The sequence below is a fragment of the Maledivibacter halophilus genome (assembly GCF_900167445.1).
Classification (GTDB): domain Bacteria; phylum Bacillota; class Clostridia; order Peptostreptococcales; family Caminicellaceae; genus Maledivibacter; species Maledivibacter halophilus.
The window spans coordinates 241,372-258,807 of the sequence record NZ_FUZT01000007.1; the positions used below are offsets into that span (position 1 = coordinate 241,372).

The window sequence follows — 17,436 nt, forward strand, 5'->3', positions numbered from 1 at the left end:
TACCGAATCAACTTTACGGCCAATTAGACATAGGTCTCGTACTATTCCATCTCCAGCTATCCATCTTATAAGTATGTGGGAACATATCTTTCAAAAAAAGGAATACCTTTTAGTAAGATATTCTTCTAGTTTTTATCAAATTCTCTTTATACCATCTAAATCAAAATAAACATTTCTTGCTCTAAACGGAGAAGGATTTGTATATTGTATTTTAAGTTTTTCAAAATCACTTATCCTTCTAGAGTGATAATACGGTCTATCAAACCTCAATCTGTCATCTCTAATCCAATCTGGAACTTCAATATCATGAACTTGTAAATAATAATCTATTAGAGCTGATACTTTAGTTAAATATTTTATTTCTTTATCGCTACATAAATCTATGTCTATTGCTTCTTTAAGACTATCTATAAACTTCATATCTTTGTATTTTAATAGCTCTAGCAGTTGATTTAAACTTGTATCTTCATCTGGATAATTAAATAATGCTTGTAAATATTTATTTCCAATCATAGCCTAAATCCTCTCCTAAATATTTAATAAAATTCACTTGTCTTTCCCCTATAAGGGTTAGTGGTATATATTCTGAGCAAACATCCAACAGCTTTTTCTTAGTTGTAATGTTTAAATCCTTACATAATATATAAGCATCTATAAAATCTTTAGCGGGTTCTGGTCTAGCAGCTAATATTTTCATAGCTAACAGCTGCTCAGCTTTAGGTTTCAATATTTTCAAGTTAGAATATATCCTATAAGTTTCTTTATCCTCTTTTAGAATAGATTTTAGTGGTTCTTTAATTTCTTCATTTATCCATCCATCAGAAAGGTTGAAAGCAAATTTAGTAAGGTCTAATATGTTGTCTAATAATTTAAAATTGGTTTCAGTAAATACACAATCTATATCTTTAGTGGCAGGTCTATTATCATAAACCATAGTCATAACAGAATCACCATAGATTGTTATCTCAAATTGTAATTGATTCTCTTTTAATCGTTCATTTAGATAATCAAATATTTCTAATAGTTTATTTTTATCCATTAAAACAATATTATTAAACATATCCATATTATATCCTCCTAATTATAGAATCGTTACTACTTAATTATATCATATTAATAAGTAGCTTCTATAGCATAAAATAATTTAGAAAACGTGTTTCCCATTAATTCAATAAGTATACCCTCAACCCCATAATTCTCCTGCGAAAAACAATAATCATTAAAAACTGAACAATCAGAGAAGTCAACTCCTGCTGAAAAAGCTAAATTCACTAATTCATATGTTCTATCAATTATTTTATTTAAAGCAAACTCTAAATATAAGTGTCCACGTATATATTGCCCTAAACAAGGGTCCTCACTATCAGTATAATAATCAATAATGTTCTGCATATTAATACTTCCACATACACGTATTTACGATATTATTACTCCTTCAAAAAAATTCACTACTAATTTCCAACGACTAAAGCATTTGAGTTTAAAATATTACTTTATTTATAATTATGTTTATATTAGTTGATCTTTCATATAGTTCTACAACTCATCTTGAATCCATACCAAAATCACACATTGTTTTGACATATATTTCAATTAACTACGTGCCTTACTATTGTTTTACTTAGCCTTTTATGGTCTTCATTTTAACAAAAGAAACTACTTATTTAACCTATAAGAAAACCGATAAAGCCTTCTACAATATGCTTTACCGGTCAAATCAGTTTCTTACTATTTGAATTTGTAATATTTTATTATGCAATCATCATATAAGCTCAAGAATATTCATAAGCTTAATACAATCTTTATATCCTTGAAAATAAATGGTTTCCCTTTCTATCCATTCAAGCCTTCCAGTACAATCTTTATTTCTTAAAATAAATGCCCTATCTTCATCATTAAGTGATTTAAGTATTTCCCGAATCTTAATGCTTTCTTCTATATTATTTCTTACTAATTCACTATACTCTTTATCAGTTTCACGCAAATTCTTCATTACACCTTCATGAATATCACAAAATAATTCTTTTAAATGTTCTATATATCCAGTTGACATAAACTCCCCTCCTTGTGATAACTTCTTGAATTACTATCTCAAACAGGGTATAATAGATTTACCGCTATTCTTGATAGTGGGTTTTGCGAAGTGGTGATCTTGCTTGTCGGCGGGCACCACTTTTCTCACTTTTTATGGTCATTCAACTTTATTATTGCCTGCCTTACTCCTTCAGCCATCCCAATATTGTTCTTTTTACAGTAATCTTCTAAAATTTTATATGTTTTCTCATCGACTCTTGCTGTAACTCTCAATATCTTAGGACTATCAGTTGGACGACCCATTTTATTTTTAGCCAACAATTCACCTCCTATACTTTTGGCTAACATAAATATAGCACTTTTGTTATCCAAAAGTCAAGATATTTTTTTTGTATTAAGGTTCTTTTATATTCAAACTTAAAAGCCCATAAAATTATTAAAATCCTATAGGCTTTGTTACTATATTTGTATATCAATTCTATCTAGTAGCGGACATGATGTTTAGTTAAAAGTTTAATTGATATTCCTGTGATACCAAAAGAAACAATGTCATTATCTTATATACATCAAACTAATTTCTAGATGCTACTGATTTTTTATCTAATTATAATATAATTTTTCCCATTTTCTTATCTTATTTAAATTCATCTTTAGTTTAATAATAATTATTGTCTATTATTTGTTTTAATAAATATTTATTTTCATGCAATTAACGTACACATTTATCTATTTATATTTACGTATATTTTATTTTATAACTTTATAAAAAGTAACACCTTTATCATTATATAATCCATTATTTTCTAATATATTTTCATAATTTTTAACTTTTTTAAAACCTAGTTTTTTAAAAATATTCTTAATATCATCTTCATTAAAATAATGCTACAACCCTATATAAAATTTCCATCAGCAGACAATGAATGCTCTCTTAACCCTGTATTTCCAAGGTCTAAACCTACAACTATCACACCCACTATTTCTTTCTAGTTAGTAGCGAGCAACACTCCACATGCCTTGAGGTGACAATAAAGATATCGTAAGTTGATATTCCTCCCTTGGTGGTAAGTAATAATTCATATTTTATATAGTATCTTTTATAATTTTTATATTTTCTTACTACATTAGACAAGATCTGTCTTGGTAGTTTGATACTTATTTTTATGCAAATTTATTCAATACCTTTGGTATTAAAATCGCAGACAACAAAGCTCCCAAATTATTTTAATACTTATTTGAGAGCTTTATTCTTTACAATTTTGTGCAATTTTAGTTTACCATTTATAGCGTACAATTATTTGGCTAAAAATTTTTTATTTTCTCCGGACACTATAAATTTCAATTACTGCCATTTAGTAAGTTTCTACATTTTTGCTTTGGATTTCGCTTGATTTCATTTCTTCTTCGATACTTTTTTAAAGTTGGTCATATTTTAAGCGCTATTATATAAATCCACCAAATTATTCTTAGTGTAATTCTATATTTGACCACCTTTGTCATAAAACATTCTCTCTATCAAATTCCTATTTAGCTATTTGATTATAAATAATACTCAGGTCGCAATATCTAAAGAATGTGTAATAAATCTAAATCACATTTTTCTCATGATTATTGCTCATTTAATATTCTAAAGATAGTTGGCTTTAAAACACTAAAAAATAAATATCCTAATAAACCTCCAAATGTATTAGTAATCAATTCAGTAACATCAAATGTTCTTGATGTTAATCTTCCCCAAAATGCACTTAATAATTGAGTGCTTTCAATTGTTAGGCTAAAAAGAAAACACATGGTAACTGTTTTTAGAATACCCGCTTTCTTTATAATTGGATATAAAAAACCAAAAGGCATCATCATAATAACATTTAAAATTATTTCTCTAACACTGCCATAATAATTTAACCTTAAATCCTTAAAAAGAATAAGATTGACAGTTTCAAGAAATAAATTATTAGTACCATTTAAAAATGGTATAGAAAATTTTTCTTCCAGTTGTATTTTGTACTATTGATTTTTGTCAAGTGCGGCAACGCGTAGTATTAAACATCTCGTGTTACTTTGGTACATTTATTTTTCCCATTAGACCATGAATCTTACAGTAGTACCGCTCTTCATCTCTATTGGACTGACTGTAGACACAAAAAAGCCTAGTATTTACTTAGGCTTTTTGCATTTTGAATTTTTATCTGTCTATTGACAATAATTTATTATATCATAAGTTTTTATAATTTTTGTATAATCTAAAATTATTATCTTTATCGTATTTAAGTAATAATCTCTTTTATTTTTTAACCGTCTAAAGAATAATTATTTTTACTTTACTGTTTTGTTGATAAAATTAATTTCATACTGCTTTTCACCGTATTTTTCTGCGTTGTCAGTAATTATACCTTCTGTGAGGGTGATACGCAGAACGATTGAGTTTGGATTGTCCTCATCACCAACTTCATCGAACCAGTTAAAGATTTTTTAAAATTTAGCTCTGATTTCCGCATTCTTCTCGTCCTTGACCCAACCGAGATTTTCAGCCCTGCCCTGGAAAGTGTACCAATTTAACCCAGCGACAGAAACCTCGTTGTTCTTCTCAATTTGTAACATTTTATTTTTTCTTGCATCTGTAGAAACATAAAACATGCCGTTTTCATAATAGGCGCAAACCATACGGACAGCAGGGCGAGGACTACCGGCAACATTCGGGGATAATGATATTGTCGCAAGTGCAATAACTTCCTCTTTACCATTTCCGCAAAGCTTCTCCATAAGTTTCATCGCATTTTCGTATTTGCTCATTTTTAAATTTCTCCTTTCAAGTTTTTTTGTGCTGTAACTATAGTCAAACCACTTGAAACATACCCAAGGCTTACAACTCCTACCTTGGATACCTATATTACCGTCAGTCCCGAAGATGTACACGGCCTTTACATTAACGCGACCAGGCGACCGAAGCCACCACCAGCTCCCTTCTTTATCCAGAAGTCTCGCTATTCGCTTGCGTTAACCCATTCTTTTAATAAACGCCAGTCGTCGAAGTCCCATGTCCTCAACACATGTACAGCATATAACCCGCCGTCAAAAGTTCGTTTTACTAAAGGCGCGGATATCTCTATGTCGTCAGGAATGGATACCCACGCCTCATATACATGCGAAGGTTCTCCGATTACTGCTGCCCCCTTAAAGCAGTCAAAACCAAAACTTCGGGCGTCGGGCTTGATTTTTAGCAATCCGCTTTCTTTTACAAATTGCGCTATCATGTCATTTGCTTTACCTTCGCAGCCTTCTCCCGTTGCGTAAGCAGCAGCCACAGTCATGGGCGGCAGATATACAATCCGTACATCTTTGTCCTCCAGTTTGCTTAAATTTTCATTTGCCTTGTTTAATTCTTCCATCGATACCTTCTCCTTGATTTTATTTTCGGAAAATGAAAGAGTGCTTACAATGGCAAACATGGTTTTATCATTTAATAATTCAAGCTTTAAATATATGTTCGCTTTTTCCTACAACTCATCGATAAAGCGCATCAATATCGAATTGAGAGTGGACAGAGCCGTTATTTCCTAATCCAGCTCACTTATTTTCTGCTTGAATATCTCGATGACCGCCACGACATTTTGGTTATTAAGAATATCTTTAATCTGCTTTACCGGAATTTGAAGCTTACGCAAGATGATGATTTGTTGGAGCGGCTGTATGACTATGTTCCGCCCAGTGCATTTTATTTTGTATTGTTTTAAAAAACTTAATGGAGCTTTCAACTCTTGGGTCATAATCAATACTGGTAGCATATATATCTAATACTTTTTTCCAAAATACCTTTTCAGAAGAACGAATGTCTCTAATTCTTTCTAATAGCTCATCAAAGTAATTGCCACCGCCAGCTTTTTTTAAAAGTTCATCATTCATTGTAAAGCCTTTTATAATGTATTCTCTAAGTCTTTCTGTAGCCCATATACGAATTTGCGTACCTCTGTGAGACTTTACTCTATAGCCAACTGAAATAATTACGTCAAGATTGTAATGCTTTACATCATATTTTTTCCCGTCTACAGCAGTTGTTCGGAAATTCCGAACAACTGAATCTTTCTTAAGTTCACCTTCTTTGAATATATTAGATATATGCTCACTTATCGTTGATTTTCCTTTTTGAAATAACTCACACATTTGTGCTTGTGACAACCAAACAGTATCTTCTTCCATTGTTACCTCAATCTTTGTCTGCCCATCTTCGGTTTGATATAAGATAATTTCCGATTTATTTATATCCATAAGCATTCACACCAATCTTCTTTAGTATCGTTGTCTTTATTATAATTATTTTTGCTGGTTTTTTCAAAGGTTTTAAAATATTTAAGCGGCAGTTATAGATAAACAACTTCAAGGTTTATAAATTTCAAAAAAAAAATGTTAAAGCATTCATTGTTTCTTTGAAATTTATTTTAAATCTTAGTGTTGTTTATCAATAGTTAATCTGCTTCATAAAAGACCTCTATATTCTCTCTCAAATATAGACGTGTATTTTCCTCCCCTCCAGGCAGGCTACTCTCCAGACGATGGTTAGGACTGAGTAGAAGTATCATTATTTGCCTCCTATGGGTCATGGCGATTTATTCTATATAGAACGCATTTATAAATCTATATTTTGATTTTTTGAATAACCAATGTTTCAAGGCTATTCAAGGAATCAAAATATAAAACATTTATTGCGATTCTATATGAATAATTTAAAGGCAAAAATTTATCGCTAAAGGCTTTAACCTCATCACGGCGTTTTCCCTTATGTCGCTTTCCCCTTAGGGTCATAGGAGTAACGTGCTTAAATATTTTTATATTCAGTTTTCAATGTACATATGAAAGAGAAAAATATCCCCTTCATCCTTTAGGACATTTAGGAGGTATTTTTACGGATTTTTTTGCTATTGTGATAGAAATGTAATTTAAAAATAAAAACCCCCTTACTTCTTTAAGGAAAAAAACAAGGGAGTGACCGAAAGTTTCTGTCATTTGTAACACAAATGTAATATTTCAAAAGTAAATCCCCCTCACTTTATAAAGGAAAAAGTAAGGGGGTTGGGCGTAAATTTTTAAAAAAATATTAATTTCCTTTACCATTCTTGCTCATAGTCATTGTTATGTTGATTATCCCAGTCTATTCCTCTGCCTTTCTTTAGTTCTGCTATCCTTTCAATTAATGCATCACCTTCAAGCTTTGATAATGGATAGTTTTTATGGTTCTTAGAATTTCTTTGATTATTAGATTTTGGGGATAATAAAAGAGCTACAGCATTAAGAACGTTATTCATTCTTTGCTGTAGCTCCCCTTTATCAGCGTATCTAGCATTTAGTTGTAATCGATTTTCTATTTTTTCTTTGGTTAGTTCATCTGCCTTGTATAATTTGTTGTTTCTACATTTTTTACCGTTTGGAGTGGTAAAAGTGATATATTTTCTTGTATCTGTCCATTTTACTTTATAGCCAAGTTTTTCAATATTGCTTATGAATTCTTCTTTAGATGTGGAATTATTTATACATTCATTTACTGCAAGATATAGTTCGTATTTCCAGCTCATTCCCCGCCTAGTGCTTCTATATTCTCCTGCTTTTGTATAGTTACTTTTATCCATAGATGTGGAATTATCATTAGCCCATATGTCACTCGCAGAGTGATTAATTTGGTTTTGTTCATTCAATTTCTCCTTTCTTGAAAGTAATATTTTTACAGAGGGTTTGGGAGATTTCTCCCAACAAGCAACTAAATGTATTACATTTAGTAAGCTTGCCAACTCTAAAGAGTTGTCGGTTTAATTTTGGGCCTTGATATCATATTATTACTATTTTATTAGTAATCAAAAAACTGTTAAGATTGATTAATCAACCTTAACAGTTACAATTAAATATATCATTTCAATTAAAAACTAAAACCAAACAACCTACCTTCATCACTCTCATCTGTCAATTCTAAGATAACTTCACCTTTTTCAAATTTATATTTTTTATTATTTTCATCAATCGGGATATCGGAGTCTATCGCTATTATAATAATTTGTATACCACATTTTTTTGCTAATTTTCTAACTAAATCAATGTAGTTAATTTTTTTTCTATCATCTAAACTCTCAAAACTACCGTCATGATAAACAAATCTAAAATAGTTTTTATTGCTATAATGTGCTAAAATAGCCAAGTCAAAGCAAATACACATGATTTTTTATAACTATTTCCTTTTCCTTGCGAAGTTCTTGCTCTTGTTTTTTCATCAATCAAATTTGCTTCAAGTTCTAGATTACCATTGCTATTTGGAGAAATTGAAATAATTTCACTTTTATTAATAATCTCTTTCAAATATTTACTAAAAAGTAATCTAATTTCTTTATAGTCTTCATTTCCTTTAATTATTAGTTCTTGTATATTTTTAATAATTGTTTCAATATCGCTTTTCAACTTGTCAATTCCCTCTATAATAGACTTGACAACATCTATGTTTTCAATTTCGCTAGTAATTTCAGCAATTTCACGTTCAATATTAATTATCTCTGACTGATATGCTTTAAACTTAGCAAATGTATCCTCTTCTTTTAATATCGACAATATAGACTTTCGTTCATCATTAAGTCTTTGTAATTCTTCTTGAGTGATTATTAGCTTATCTTTCTTTTTAGCTAAAGTTTTTTCTAGGTATTCCTTATGTTCACTAGTCACTTCTTTATTGAAGTCAAGTAATTCTTTATATGAATTTTCTCACTTATTATATCTTTTATTTTCCTTGCAGAATAAATATTACATAATCAGTTTCCTGTATATAAACAAAAACTAATACCTTATGCCAAAACCTTTATCTTTGATATTTCTTTAATAACCGCAAATAGTGGTTGGCCTCACGTAAAACATGATCTCCCAAAAGAGGAATTATTATAGATTTAATCTCACATGTAAGCAACCCTTGTGTACCTTGTGACTTGAATTCACGTATTTCCTGCGTTGACTTAAAGCTATCATTTGTAACCTTATCAACAGGTATAGTTGTGTCCATAGCGGCCTTGGCTTCTGCAGTCAATTTATCAAATTCATTACCAAAATTATTAGCAGTTTGAATTAAATCATTTTCCGTTGGGTCTAATAACCCTCTTATAAATTTAGCATGTTCTGCCATAATCCTATTCCAAAAGGCCTCCTGCTCTAACGCCTGTCTTTTCAAGTCAGTTTCTTCACGATTCTGCAACATTTGGACCATTCCAAGATAAAACTTTGCTTCTCTTAGAATATGATCAATTAGTAAAGGATAATTAAATGTAAATATCCTACAGCTTAAAATATTTGATAAAAGTAAATTTTTGAACTGTATTAATGCAGAAATCAATCCCATCGCTTTAGTATTTAACATAAATACTCGTTGCTCAAGCATTGGATGTGGTGGCATCAGTTCGCTTCCTGCTAATCCAGCTTCCGCCTGTGTTATATTTGTTTGAATATTCACGCCTGAGAAATACTGGGTAGCTAACTCTGCATTTAATGTATAAGGTGTAATTACCTCCCCTGACCTAAGAACATCAGGACTCACAATCCCATTAGATAGAGTAACTGTTTCTGCTAACAACTCATCAAATTGCATTTTGAAACTATCTGCCTGCTGTCCCAAATTAGAATTCTTTGGTGTAAAACCTGCTTCTAGAAAAAATGAGTGTTCCTTCATTATCCTCGCAAAAAATAAATGTAACCCAAGAGATTGTTTAATAAATTCCGTGGCTGATAACATAATACTCCCCCCTTGCAACCGTCTAAACAAATAGAATCATATTATCATCTTATTAATGATCCGCATAAAATGTTACTACTATTTAAATGTTACCAAGCGTAAGTTACAAGGTGATAAGTTCTGAGATATAAATAATTCACTTATTTTCGTATCTTTTTCATTATTCTAGCTACCATCATCATTAAGCGTCGCTTCATCGTTTAATAAGTATCTATGACATCAAACAAAAATTTTTCATGCAAAAACAATGGGGGTGAGGATTTTAAATCACTTTTTACTATTTACATTCTTAATATTTAGTATTTAACTGTCATATAAGCTTAAGAACATTCAAAAGCTTGATGCAGTCTTTATATCCTTGAAAATAAAGGGTTTCCCTTTCTATCCATTCAATCCTTCCAGTACAATCTTTATTTTTAAAAATAAATGTTCTATCTTCATCATTAAGTGACTTCAATATTTCCCGAATCTTAATACTTTCTTCTATATTATTTCTCACTAATTCACTGTAGTCTTTATCAGTTTCACGTAAATTCTTCATTATATCTTCATGAATGTCACAAAATAATTCTTTTAAATGTTCTATATATCCAGTTGACATAAACTCCCCTCCTTGTGATAACTTCTTGAATTACTATCTCAAACAGGGTATAATAGATTTACCGCTGTCATTGATAGCGGGGCTTTTAGGAGTGGTGTTTTAACTTGACGGTTGCACCACTTCTATTTATTTGCCCTTTAGGTCATCCTTTAACTTTTTTATTCCTCTTCTTGCTGCTTCCATTTGATTTACTTTTTTCTCTTTACAATATTGTTCTAAAATATTTTTGCTTTCTTCATCTAGCCTAACAGCAATTCTGTATTTTTTAGGATTATCAGTAGGACGACCCATTTTTTTAGTCATCAATAATTCACCTCCTTGGACTTTTGGTCACCTTAATATTAACACTTTTGGTCACCTAAAGTCAAGAGATATTTGTATTTATGTATAAATAAAAGCCCATAAAATTAAAAATCCTATAGGCTTTGTTGCTTTACTTGTATGTCTATTCTATCTAGTAGCAATCATGATATTTAGATACATATAATTATAATGAGATAATTTATTATTCACCGTTGTAGTATAATCGGTAAAATAAGCTTTTACATCACCACTCTACTCCCATTCATAACCTGTGATAAATTCTTTTGCCTTCTGAATTTCCATGTTCATTGCTGATACCGCTAAATACTATCTATCCATCCAAAGCATAACGCTTCCTCAACTGCATCATTATATAGTGTTCGTTTTTTATTTGAATTGCTACACATATTATGTAGCTAACATCTCTTTTAATGCATCGCATAATGGTTAAAATTCTATTTAATGAAATTTATTACTCTTTCGACTAATAATTCTGGTAAATCAAAAGGTATAATATGAGCACAATTGACTTTCAATTCTTGATAATTTTTTATATTCTCTCTAAAAATTTCACTTGAGTTAAACACATCATTATAATCAAGCGATCCTATCATATGAAAAACTTCTTTTTCAAGCTCTCCAAGAGATACATTAACAGGAGGTTCCAGAAACTTTGGCATTTTATAATTTACTCCATTGAGAAGATTGTGTTTAGTTATTTCTTTGAACAACACAACTTTGTCCGAAGAAAGACTATCCTCTTCTCTATTTTCACCCAATAACCACATTTTAGTCCATATTCTTGAAGCTTCTTCTACGTCACCTGAATACAACGCTAACTGAAAACTTTTCATTCGTTCTACTTTTTTCTGATCTTCATCTACACCAAACAATCCTGTTGAAATTATAAAAATCTTATCAACTTTTGAAGGATATTTAATAGCATATTCTAATGCTGTGTGCCCTCCAGCTGAAAGCCCAATTAGATTCACCTTGCTCAATTCAAGCTCGTTAATCAAGCAATCTAAATCCCCGAATAAACTATATTCTGAATCATCTTGCTCTGTTTCACCTGAATATCTAAAGTCAAGCTGAATAACTTTATATTTCTGTGATAAACTTTCTTCCACCTTACTCCAAATTCTCAAGTCTGCAAACGCTGAATTCAATAGAATAATAGGTTTTCCCTCTCCATTAATTTTATAGTGTAGTTTTAGTCCATTCTTTTCCAAAAAAAATTTGTCGTTTTTCATCTTATATCTTCTCCTTAATAAATTTACATTAATTCGCATTCTACTTATTTTAGAATAAAAAAAAGGACATCTAGTATGTCCTATTTATATAATTCATTCATTTTTTTTATATTTTCTCTTACTTTACTTATTAGTGATGAGGGTTCCAGGACTTCTACTTGATTTCCGAAAGAAAGAATCATTGATAATAACCACGAATCACATCTGAGATATGTCGTTACAATAATATACTCCTCATTCATTTCACTTATCTCATCAACATTAAAAATGTCTACTACTCTCGAATAAGTTTTCTTATTAAAACGTAATACTTTTTTCACACTATCTTGATTTCTTGTCTCTTCATCATCAACAATACTATAGTCTCTCTTAACGAAATGTTGGACTGTTTTCTCGATTTCCTTTATCCTATTAACTTTAAAATTCCGAAAATCATTTTTACTCAAGCAATAGGCGTTAACATACCATCTACCATTCTTCATTTTCATCTCATAAGGTTCTATATTTCTAATAGATGATATCCCTTCTAAATTATAATACTCAATTTTCACAATTGATTTATCCTTAATTGCGTCCGAAAGAATATTTACTTTCTTTGATACTGTTTCATCATGATTCCATGGAGAAAGATCAACCTTCATTTGAATTTGTTCATTATTAGGACTTGAATCTAATGCATACTCAAATTTCTCCCATAAATTTTCTAATTGCTTATTATCGTAAATCGCCCTTAGCCCATCTAACATCGAATTCAAAATACCTACTTCAAAATTTGATAATAGTTTAGTATCTAATTTATATGAGTCTAATATTCCATATCCACCCTTCATTCCTTTCTCTGAAAAGACCGGGATTCCCGCCATATTTAACGTTTCTATATCTCTTTGAATAGTTTTAACTGAAACTTCATTTTTCTCTGCTAAATCTTTTGCTGATACAAGATCTTTATTAAGCAGTGTTGTTATAATTGATAATAATCTATAAATTTTCAAAGTTGCTCCTTTCTAAATTTTCACAATTTGTATCTAAATGCACATACAAAATCATCTGCATAAGATATCATCATACCTTCTCCTTCTATATGGTTTTTAACTACTTTCTCAAACCATATATCTAGTACATAGTGCAAATATATATTGGCTAATATTGGACTTATCACCCCACCTTGCGGTGTTCCTTTGTGCGGCTTTTTTACTATGTTTTCTTCTGTCATTATTCCTGCTTTTAACCATTTGTTTATTAATCTTAGAAATGGTTTATCTTCTATATCATGTGATAACATTTCTTTTAATTTCTCATGTTTTATATTTTGAAAGTACCCTTTTATGTCTGCTTCTACTATATATCCATATTTGCCATAATTGAGTTCTTTACTTAAATGCTTTACTGCCTCTTTTGCGCCTTTTCCTTTTCTGTATCCATATCTTGTATTGTAGAATTTAGGTTCATATATTGCTTCTAGTATTTTACTACTTGTTGTTTGTAGTAGTTTATCTCTTACTGTTGGTATCCCTAATGGTCTTTGTCCTCCATTTGGTTTACTTATGTAAGTTCTTTTTACTAGATTTGTGTGATATGACCCTTTCTTAAGTTCTTCTTCTAATATGGTTACTTCTTCGGTTAGGTTAGCTTCAAACTCTTTTGCACTTATTTTGTCTATGCCTTTTGATGCTCTTTTATTTATATATTGCCATGATTGCCCTAGAGTCCACTTGTTCAGTAGTCTGTATATGTTTTGAAACTTATGATTTTTATTATATTTCGCTTTCCTTTCGATACTATTCAGTGAGGTTTGCAAATGTTTCTCCAGCCCTACTTGTCCGGCATTTGTTTCCTTTGAATAATTCATACTCCTGTTCCTCCCTTCCCCTTGTAAACGGCTCTCCCGTTCTCTAAGTGTCGGGTAAGGGAATTACCTCACAGTGATTCCCTCCCCAAAGAACGGAACGTGCAGCTTTCACCGCATTCCGCTCACGCATCTATAACGCATAATAATCTAACTGCGCGGCTCGATTGGAACATATCGCTTTCTTTCTGTTAAAACGGTGTTTCTTAGCTCGATTTTCGAAGTACTCCTGGTCAAGAAATGGATTTTTATTAAGTGCCATTTGTCCTTTTCGAACTATAGGCATATCTGACATCAGAAATAGGATGTTCTTATCTGTCATAAACGTCCACTTTCTTCCCTTGTGTGTTTTCCAGTATCTATTAACAATCCAACGTTTACCCTTGTTTGGATGTCTGCGCTTTGACCATCTCCATAACATTTCCCATATACGATGGTCTATTGTACTAAAAGATTTCTTAGCACAAGTGGAATGGTGATAATTTGCCCATCCTCGGGTAATCTCATTTAACTTTCTAATCAAGACCTCTTGCTTTGCAGTTCGGCTATTCTTAATCAGTTCACTGACTTTCCGTGTTATTTTACACATGGATTTGTGAGACGGCTTGATTATGAGCTTCCCTTTGAACTTTCGAAAATTCCACCCTAGGAAATCAAAACCATTATCTATATGTGTAATTACCGTTTTCTCCTTTGATAACGTCAATCCTCTTAGCTTTAGAAAGTCTTCTATCATTGGTTTGATTTCTTCCAGTGTTTCCTTATCTGATGCAGTGACTATAAAATCATCAGCAAATCTTACCACATGTACTTTATGATTGTTGTATTTGACACTAAAGCTTTTCTTAACCTTACTCCGCCAATATACATCCAAAATCATAGGCTCCAGTCCATCCAACACCATGTTGGCATAAGTCGGAGAAATGACGCCTCCTTGTGGAGAGCCTTCAATAGTTGGAAACATTTGACCTCTTTCAATGGAGCCACACTTCATAAACTCTTTTAGAATTCTTTTGTCTGTTGGGATGTTATCAAGCATCCACTGGTGGCTGATTTTGTCAAAACAACTTTTGATATCACCTTCCAATATCCACTGTGGCGAGTCTTTTCTACTAAGTAGACTGAATGCGTATTCTCTTGCCTCCTCTGGGCTTCTGTACCTCCGAAAACCAAACGATATTCTGTCCGCAGTTGTTTCTGCTATTGGCTCCAACGCAAGAAGTTGCAGTGCCTGCATAGCTCTGTCTCTCATAGTTGGTATTCCCAACGGTCTTTTCTCTTTCTTTCCAAACTTCTCAATGTATACCCGTCGCAATGGCTGAGCATGATAGGTTTGAATATCAAGATTTCGTACTGCGCTGATTTTATCTCTATCAGACTTCCATAATTCTCCGTCTATACCTGGCGTATTCTTTCCCTTGTTGGTAACTACCCGTCTTACCGCTAGTGCTTTAGCGTAAAATGAGTTTGTCATTAAATACTGGAGCCTTTTTACCAGTCTCCACTTTCGTTCCATTGTCGCCTTTACAATCCGAATCTGTAGTCTGTTAACTTGTTCTTCTGCTTTCTTCCAGTTAATCTGGTTCCATTGAAGTTTCATGTCTGTATTGTCCTCACAACTGTGTAATTGAACCTGATACATTCACAGTTTCCAGCTCCTTCATGTAATTGATACGCGTTGGAAGTCTGCCTCCTTTCGGATAGGGCAAATCTTGAACCCTTATTCCCTGCATTACACAGAGACATTCGCTTTTTCCAACATCCTCTGCCTTCTGCACATTGTACCTCTCTTGCGATTAGCCTACCCGTAGGGAGCGCATAAGGTTTACCTTGTTTCACCACTTAAATAATTATGGCATGTTTAGGTTCTGCCTATAGGCCGGGAGTGCTCTGTCCGTTTGACATAGTACCATAGTAATTACTATGCCCGTGACTCCGTACTATTTTAGTCAAGGTGTATCAACCACTTTCACCTTTCATCAGACTGACGACCCTTACAGCAGTTCACATGTGTTAACCATGCATACCTTTTCCTTGCAATAGGACAGATGTGGTTTCTGCATTTCTCGCGTTGTTCCGCTGCTCCGCACCTTTCATCACTTACTGGGCACTATGCGGTAGGAATACTACAAACGGAAGTAGTAGTGAATTTATCACAATTTAAGTAGCGACTTTCAAGTCGCACACTATGGAGAAATCCGACTTCTCATCATCTATCATGATTCCTTCTTTTTCGGTTGGTAATCACTTCTTGTTTTACAAGAGACGATGAGACCTCCCAAGTTCCTGACACTTCTCTTCATACATACCACGTTCTTGGACCCCGGCAGACCCTCTAGAATCTTACCTTTTGCGATTCTTTTGTATTGACTTCCGTAACGTTAAATACGTCGTCATCTGCTTTACCCTCTTTCGAGGGGACACGGTTAACGAGGCTGAATATACTTCAGGGATACGGTTCCCCTGTGGTCTATATGATTCTCTGTGTACACTTCACCATGACTGTCACCAGACATAGCGCAACACTCGATAAAGTTGGTTGGTTAAACCTTGACTTATATGGACTTTCACCATACCAGAAGTGCCAAGCTTCGCTTGGCATACTAACGTTTCGTCTTCACGACGTCCCCAAGCCTTACAGGAGTGGCGCTCAGCCCTAGATAACTCTTATCTTGAGCTGAGTGCTGCTCCGCCTCAGTTAAGCTTGGGGATGTGTGGAGGGCATGATTTTCGCCCGGAATGAACAGGAAGATATTGTTCTCTGAAGTTCGTCGACACTTGATTCCAAATTAGCACTATTACAAAGCTTCTATGAGTGCAGAAAGTATAACTATTATGAATAAACATAACTTCTGATTATTCTTATACCGAGAAGTGAAATTATTTATCTTTCAGCTTAATGGGGATAAATGTTTCCATTTGTGCCCAACCTTGTGCTTCGATAATTTCAGCAGGTGTAATAATGTGCCCCATTGCATAATGATTAACCCTAACATCAAGTTCAAATATTTGTGAATCCTCGATATATTTCAAAGCTTCACCATATAGTTTTCTGTTGGTTTTTTCGTCCCCATCTTTGTATGCATAAGTTAAGTAATAACCTCCATCATAATCAATCAGCTCATTTCCACCGTCATCCATATCTTCACTTAATGCCCACATCCATACCATTCCTTGCTTTTCTTCATCAAAATACAAAAAATCCCGTGGCAAAAAACTATCTCTGTCAGATGGTTTGATAGCTGAAAAATACTCATTAAATTTGCCTAAAATACCGTTAGGAGAAAAATCAAAATTTACGTCTACTCCTGATGATGCCGCCTTAAATGCTGGCAATAATATTATTCTAAATTTCATAATACAACCTCCCATTAAATAAATCATTTCTGTTCGTTATATAAACAAATTTGAACTAGATGCCTTTCAAAACATCACTTAAAGTTAGCACTTGGCTCGAAAGATTTCAGAGAACTAAAGTATTTACGACACAGAAGAGAGTTTTTTGTTCTTTGTAACATTAGAGGGCTGGGGATACCTCCCCATCTTAAAACACTTTGTTTAACAAAGTGGAAGCTTGCCCTCTTAAATCCTAAAGGATTTATTGAGGTATTCTTGGATATTGAATGAAAAATTATTTTAATACTTTAACTAC

At 32.5% G+C, this 17,436-nt stretch carries 20 protein-coding genes; all 20 read right to left on the reverse strand.

Annotated elements, in window-relative coordinates; translation table 11 throughout:
• Positions 1-135: 135 nt before the first annotated feature.
• Positions 136-513 carry a hypothetical protein gene (locus tag B5X81_RS14980; protein WP_079492811.1) on the reverse strand — a complete coding sequence of 126 codons (378 nt, stop codon included), beginning with the start codon at positions 511-513 and terminating at the stop codon, positions 136-138.
• The gene (locus B5X81_RS14985) at positions 500-1,066 is read right to left on the reverse strand and encodes a hypothetical protein (protein ID WP_079492812.1); all 567 of its coding nucleotides are present in this window, start codon (positions 1,064-1,066) and stop codon (positions 500-502) included. Before B5X81_RS14985 ends, B5X81_RS14980 begins: the two co-directional genes overlap by 14 nt.
• Positions 1,067-1,113: 47 nt before the next feature.
• Positions 1,114-1,392, reverse strand: a complete 279-nt coding sequence (locus tag B5X81_RS14990; RefSeq protein WP_079492814.1) for a hypothetical protein — start codon at positions 1,390-1,392, stop codon at positions 1,114-1,116.
• A gap of 370 nt (positions 1,393-1,762) precedes the next feature.
• Positions 1,763-2,053, reverse strand: coding sequence for a hypothetical protein (locus B5X81_RS14995; protein WP_079492815.1), 291 nt, complete (start codon positions 2,051-2,053; stop codon positions 1,763-1,765).
• Positions 2,054-2,178: 125 nt separating this feature from the next.
• Complete coding sequence (locus B5X81_RS27130; protein ID WP_139380352.1) at positions 2,179-2,382, reverse strand: ribbon-helix-helix domain-containing protein; 204 nt, start codon at positions 2,380-2,382, stop codon at positions 2,179-2,181.
• Between the two features lie 1,260 nt (positions 2,383-3,642).
• Positions 3,643-4,032 (reverse strand): VanZ family protein, encoded by a 390-nt coding sequence (locus B5X81_RS15000; protein ID WP_079492817.1) that lies wholly within the window; start codon positions 4,030-4,032, stop codon positions 3,643-3,645.
• Positions 4,033-4,503: 471 nt separating this feature from the next.
• Positions 4,504-4,824 (reverse strand): pyridoxamine 5'-phosphate oxidase family protein, encoded by a 321-nt coding sequence (locus B5X81_RS15005; RefSeq protein WP_244282111.1) that lies wholly within the window; start codon positions 4,822-4,824, stop codon positions 4,504-4,506.
• Between the two features lie 191 nt (positions 4,825-5,015).
• A complete protein-coding gene (locus tag B5X81_RS27135) occupies positions 5,016-5,420 on the reverse strand; it encodes an effector binding domain-containing protein (RefSeq protein WP_139380353.1) in 405 nt (134 codons plus the stop codon).
• A 268-nt stretch (positions 5,421-5,688) separates the two neighbouring features.
• Entirely contained in the window at positions 5,689-6,297 is a 609-nt protein-coding gene (gene rhuM / locus B5X81_RS15015; protein WP_208985071.1) for a RhuM family protein, read from the reverse strand.
• Between the two features lie 836 nt (positions 6,298-7,133).
• Positions 7,134-7,811: a relaxase family protein gene (locus B5X81_RS15020; protein ID WP_139380354.1), complete on the reverse strand. Its 678-nt coding sequence runs from the start codon at positions 7,809-7,811 to the stop codon at positions 7,134-7,136.
• A gap of 125 nt (positions 7,812-7,936) precedes the next feature.
• Positions 7,937-8,212 carry a DUF2326 domain-containing protein gene (locus tag B5X81_RS15025; RefSeq protein ID WP_170917444.1) on the reverse strand — a complete coding sequence of 92 codons (276 nt, stop codon included), beginning with the start codon at positions 8,210-8,212 and terminating at the stop codon, positions 7,937-7,939.
• On the reverse strand, positions 8,200-8,727 hold the full coding sequence (locus B5X81_RS15030) for a hypothetical protein (protein ID WP_079492821.1): 528 nt from the start codon (positions 8,725-8,727) through the stop codon (positions 8,200-8,202). The genes B5X81_RS15025 and B5X81_RS15030 overlap by 13 nt, the downstream gene beginning before the upstream one ends.
• A 133-nt stretch (positions 8,728-8,860) precedes the next feature.
• The gene (locus B5X81_RS15035; protein WP_079492823.1) at positions 8,861-9,781 is read right to left on the reverse strand and encodes a DUF2935 domain-containing protein; all 921 of its coding nucleotides are present in this window, start codon (positions 9,779-9,781) and stop codon (positions 8,861-8,863) included.
• Between the two features lie 310 nt (positions 9,782-10,091).
• A complete protein-coding gene (locus B5X81_RS15040; RefSeq protein WP_079492824.1) occupies positions 10,092-10,382 on the reverse strand; it encodes a hypothetical protein in 291 nt (96 codons plus the stop codon).
• 126 nt (positions 10,383-10,508) lie between these two features.
• The gene (locus B5X81_RS27510) at positions 10,509-10,685 is read right to left on the reverse strand and encodes a ribbon-helix-helix domain-containing protein (protein WP_170917422.1); all 177 of its coding nucleotides are present in this window, start codon (positions 10,683-10,685) and stop codon (positions 10,509-10,511) included.
• A 455-nt stretch (positions 10,686-11,140) separates the two neighbouring features.
• Positions 11,141-11,938 carry an alpha/beta hydrolase gene (locus B5X81_RS15045; RefSeq protein WP_170917445.1) on the reverse strand — a complete coding sequence of 266 codons (798 nt, stop codon included), beginning with the start codon at positions 11,936-11,938 and terminating at the stop codon, positions 11,141-11,143.
• Between the two features lie 80 nt (positions 11,939-12,018).
• Complete coding sequence (locus tag B5X81_RS15050; protein ID WP_079492826.1) at positions 12,019-12,930, reverse strand: helix-turn-helix transcriptional regulator; 912 nt, start codon at positions 12,928-12,930, stop codon at positions 12,019-12,021.
• Positions 12,931-12,950: 20 nt separating this feature from the next.
• Positions 12,951-13,787: a reverse transcriptase domain-containing protein gene (locus B5X81_RS15055; protein ID WP_079492827.1), complete on the reverse strand. Its 837-nt coding sequence runs from the start codon at positions 13,785-13,787 to the stop codon at positions 12,951-12,953.
• A gap of 130 nt (positions 13,788-13,917) precedes the next feature.
• Positions 13,918-15,384 (reverse strand): group II intron reverse transcriptase/maturase, encoded by a 1,467-nt coding sequence (ltrA, locus tag B5X81_RS15060; RefSeq protein ID WP_079492949.1) that lies wholly within the window; start codon positions 15,382-15,384, stop codon positions 13,918-13,920.
• Positions 15,385-16,664: 1,280 nt separating this feature from the next.
• Entirely contained in the window at positions 16,665-17,141 is a 477-nt protein-coding gene (locus B5X81_RS15065; protein ID WP_079492828.1) for a hypothetical protein, read from the reverse strand.
• Positions 17,142-17,436 lie beyond the last annotated feature (295 nt).

Coding starts and splice junctions, on each gene's coding strand:
- B5X81_RS14980 (WP_079492811.1), bottom strand. CDS start 513: ATGATTGGAAATAAATATTTACAAGCATTATTTAATTATCCAGATGAA.
- B5X81_RS14985 (WP_079492812.1), bottom strand. CDS start 1,066: ATGGATATGTTTAATAATATTGTTTTAATGGATAAAAATAAACTATTA.
- B5X81_RS14990 (WP_079492814.1), bottom strand. CDS start 1,392: ATGCAGAACATTATTGATTATTATACTGATAGTGAGGACCCTTGTTTA.
- B5X81_RS14995 (WP_079492815.1), bottom strand. CDS start 2,053: ATGTCAACTGGATATATAGAACATTTAAAAGAATTATTTTGTGATATT.
- B5X81_RS27130 (WP_139380352.1), bottom strand. CDS start 2,382: ATGTTAGCCAAAAGTATAGGAGGTGAATTGTTGGCTAAAAATAAAATG.
- B5X81_RS15005 (WP_244282111.1), bottom strand. CDS start 4,824: ATGAGCAAATACGAAAATGCGATGAAACTTATGGAGAAGCTTTGCGGA.
- B5X81_RS27135 (WP_139380353.1), bottom strand. CDS start 5,420: ATGGAAGAATTAAACAAGGCAAATGAAAATTTAAGCAAACTGGAGGAC.
- rhuM (WP_208985071.1), bottom strand. CDS start 6,297: ATGGATATAAATAAATCGGAAATTATCTTATATCAAACCGAAGATGGG.
- B5X81_RS15035 (WP_079492823.1), bottom strand. CDS start 9,781: ATGTTATCAGCCACGGAATTTATTAAACAATCTCTTGGGTTACATTTA.
- B5X81_RS15040 (WP_079492824.1), bottom strand. CDS start 10,382: ATGTCAACTGGATATATAGAACATTTAAAAGAATTATTTTGTGACATT.
- B5X81_RS27510 (WP_170917422.1), bottom strand. CDS start 10,685: ATGACTAAAAAAATGGGTCGTCCTACTGATAATCCTAAAAAATACAGA.
- B5X81_RS15045 (WP_170917445.1), bottom strand. CDS start 11,938: ATGAAAAACGACAAATTTTTTTTGGAAAAGAATGGACTAAAACTACAC.
- B5X81_RS15055 (WP_079492827.1), bottom strand. CDS start 13,787: ATGAATTATTCAAAGGAAACAAATGCCGGACAAGTAGGGCTGGAGAAA.
- ltrA (WP_079492949.1), bottom strand. CDS start 15,384: ATGAAACTTCAATGGAACCAGATTAACTGGAAGAAAGCAGAAGAACAA.
- B5X81_RS15065 (WP_079492828.1), bottom strand. CDS start 17,141: ATGAAATTTAGAATAATATTATTGCCAGCATTTAAGGCGGCATCATCA.